This window comes from Pseudomonas sp. RW409 (assembly GCF_003184125.1).
In the GTDB taxonomy this organism is placed as follows: Bacteria; Pseudomonadota; Gammaproteobacteria; order Pseudomonadales; family Pseudomonadaceae; genus Aquipseudomonas; species Aquipseudomonas chlororaphis_I.
Genome location: NZ_QHHP01000004.1, coordinates 366586 through 369580, shown reverse-complemented (window position 1 = coordinate 369580; position 2995 = coordinate 366586). Strand labels below are relative to the sequence as shown.

General features: G+C 66.4%; 3 protein-coding genes. All 3 read left to right on the top strand.

What is annotated here, in order from left to right:
- Window positions 1–670: 670 nt before the first annotated feature.
- Complete coding sequence (locus DK261_RS04210; protein ID WP_101282146.1) at window positions 671–1195, top strand: DUF2867 domain-containing protein; 525 nt, start codon at window positions 671–673, stop codon at window positions 1193–1195.
- 24 nt (window positions 1196–1219) lie between these two features.
- Window positions 1220–2404 (top strand): N-methyl-L-tryptophan oxidase, encoded by a 1185-nt coding sequence (gene solA, locus DK261_RS04205; protein WP_110175321.1) that lies wholly within the window; start codon window positions 1220–1222, stop codon window positions 2402–2404.
- A gap of 174 nt (window positions 2405–2578) precedes the next feature.
- A partial coding sequence (locus tag DK261_RS04200) for a CBS domain-containing protein (RefSeq protein ID WP_110175479.1) occupies window positions 2579–2995 on the top strand: 417 nt, incomplete at its 3' end.

Below are 2995 nucleotides of genomic sequence, written 5' to 3'. Positions count from 1 at the left end.
GAAGGCCCTGCGGGCCTTGTCGCAGCCTCGCGGGCTCGGCAGCGGCTACAGGGGCGCGGCATCAGGCTTTGTGTAGCCGCTGCCGCAGGCTGCGATCGACCCGAAGGGGCGCAACAATCTCGAGACCGATGAAGGCCCTGCGGGCCTTGTCGCAGCCTCGCGGGCTCGGCAGCGGCTACAGGGGCGCGGCATCAGGCTTTGTGTAGCCGCTGCCGCAGGCTGCGATCGACCCGAAGGGGCGCAACAATCTCGAGACCGATGAAGGCCCTGCGGGCCTTATCGCAGCCTCGCGGGCTCGGCAGCGGCTACAGGGGCGCGGCATCAGGCTTTGTGTAGCCGCTGCCGCAGGCTGCGATCGACCCGAAGGGGCGCGGCGATCTCAAGACCGATGAAGGCCCTGCGGGCCTTGTCGCAGCCTCGCGGGCTCGGCAGCGGCTACAGGGTCGGGGCCTGGCTTCATGTCGCCGCTGCCGCAGGCTGCGTACGACCCGAAGGGTGCGGCGATCTCGAGACCGATGAAGGCCCTGCGGGCCTTGTCGCAGCCTCGCGGGCTCGGCAGCGGCTACAGGGGCGCGGCATCATCCAGCGGGTCCCCCCAACCACAAACAATGATATTTTTCGCCGCTTGCGGTGCAGCCGGGCATCGCCACGTTTACAGGGAACCGTATCGATGCAGACCGCTGTCCAGCCTTGTCCATTGCCCAGTCAATCCAGCATTGCCAACCTGGCGGTCGGGGCGAGCTTCATCGATTGCCGCCAGGTGCTGGCCAACGACCCCGACCGCACGGCCATGCGCCACCTGCTCAACCTGATGAGCCAGACCCCGGCCTGGATCGACCGGATGATGGGCCTGCGCAACCGTGTGGTGCAGTTGTTCGGCCTCAAGGACCTGGGGCGCCTGACACGCATCGACCTGGCCAGGGCGGACGAGGATTACCGGCCGGACGACCGGGTCGGCATCTTCACCCTGGTTGCCCAGGCCCCCGACGAGGTGCTGGTGGTGGACCGCGACAAGCACCTGGACGTGTACCTGTCCCTCAACCGCCTGCCGCTGACCGCCGAGGGCCTACGCCCGGTGGTGCTGTCCACCGTGGTCCATCCGCACAACCTGCTGGGGCGCCTGTACATGCTGCCGGTGGCGCCGTTCCACCGGCTCATCGCGCCCATGACCCTGGCCAACATCAATCGCCGCTGAGCCGCCACTTTCAAGGACACTGCCATGCAGACACCCGCGTTCGACGTTGTTGTAGTAGGCCTGGGCGCCATGGGCGCCGCGACCCTGTACCAGTTGGCCAAGCGCGGAGTGAAGGTGGCCGGCATCGACCGTTTTGCCCCGCCCCACGACCAGGGTTCGAGCCATGGCGACACCCGCATCACCCGCCAGGCGGTGGGCGAAGGCGCCGCCTATGTGCCGCTGGCGATCCGCGCGCAGCAGATCTGGCGCGAGCTGGAAGCGCAGCTGGATGTACCGACAGAGCAGCCGTTGTTCGAGCAGTGCGGCGTACTGGTGATGACCTCCAGCGCCACCCCGAGCGGCCAGGACGCCACGCCGGATTTCACTGAAAACACCCTGGCCCTGGCCCGCCAGTTCGGCATCGAGCATGAGGTGCTGGACGCCACGCAGATCCGCCAACGCTTCCCGCAGTTCACGCCGATCCACGACAGCTCCCTGGGCTACTTCGAACCCGGCGGCGGTTATGTGCGGCCGGAGCGTTGCATCGATGCGCAGCTGAGCCTGGCCCGCCAGTTGGGCGCGACGCTGATCACCGGCGAGACGGTGCTGGATATCAAAAACGAGCAGGATCTGGTGCAAATCACCAGCCAGCACCGGCGCATCAGCGCGGCCAAGGTCGTGGTCTGCGCCGGCATGTGGTCCAGCCAATTGCTCGGCGCGCCGTTCGACAAGTTGCTGCGGGTGTGCCGGCAGACCTTGTACTGGTACCAACTGGCGGAACCGGTGATCTTCCCCGAGCACTCGCCGAGCTTTATCGTCCACGGCGCCAGCGACGAGCAGACCTGCTACGGCTTTCCGCCGATACCCGGCGAAGGCAGCATGAAGATCGCCACCGAGCAGTACAGCGAGACCTCGACGCCGGACAGCCTGGACCGCCAGGTCAGCGCGGCGCAGAGCGAGGCGATGTACCGCGATCTGGTACAGGTCAATATCGCCGGGGTCACGTCGCAACGGGTGAAGTCCGCGGTCTGCGCCTACACCGTGACCCCGGACTCGCACTTCATCATCGACGAGCACCCGTGCCTGGCCAACGTCACGGTGGTCAGCGCCTGTTCCGGCCACGGCTTCAAGCACTCGGCGGCGATTGGCGAAGCCCTGGCCCAGCAACTGGTGGACGGACGCAGCGAGATCGATTTGAGCGCGTTTTCCCTGGCGCGTTTCGGCCATTGAGTAGCGCCAGGGCGCTCCTGGATGGGGCGCTTTCCAGGCAGAAACGATTCAGTGACGTTTTTCCTCCTGTGGGCGCCGCTTTCAACCTTGCCCCTTCGTTCACTCTCTACGATTCTGTAGAGACCCCCGCGGGGCGGCGCCAGGCCGTCCCAGGCAAAACAACAGGAGCGCCCCATGAAGAGCGTCGCTGAAGTACTGAAGTTGAAGGCCAAGCACAACCAGCAAGTGCACACCATCGCGCCCCACCAGATGGTGCTCGAGGCGCTGATGCTGATGGCCGAGAAGAACGTCGGCGCCCTGCCCGTGATGCAGAACGGCGAAGTGGTCGGGGTGATCAGCGAACGCGACTACGCGCGCAAGCTGGTGCTGCACGGCCGCTCCTCGGTGGGCACGCCGGTCAGCGCGATCATGAGTTCGCCGGTGATCACCGTGGACTCGCACCAGAGCGTGGAAACCTGCATGGGCATCATGACCGACAGCCACCTGCGGCACCTGCCGGTGGTGGAAGACGGCCAGTTGCTGGGCCTGCTGTCGATCGGCGACCTGGTCAAGGAAGCCATCGCCGAACAGGCCGACCTGATCCGCCAGCTG

Coding starts and splice junctions, on each gene's coding strand:
- solA (WP_110175321.1), top strand. CDS start 1,220: ATGCAGACACCCGCGTTCGACGTTGTTGTAGTAGGCCTGGGCGCCATG.
- DK261_RS04210 (WP_101282146.1), top strand. CDS start 671: ATGCAGACCGCTGTCCAGCCTTGTCCATTGCCCAGTCAATCCAGCATT.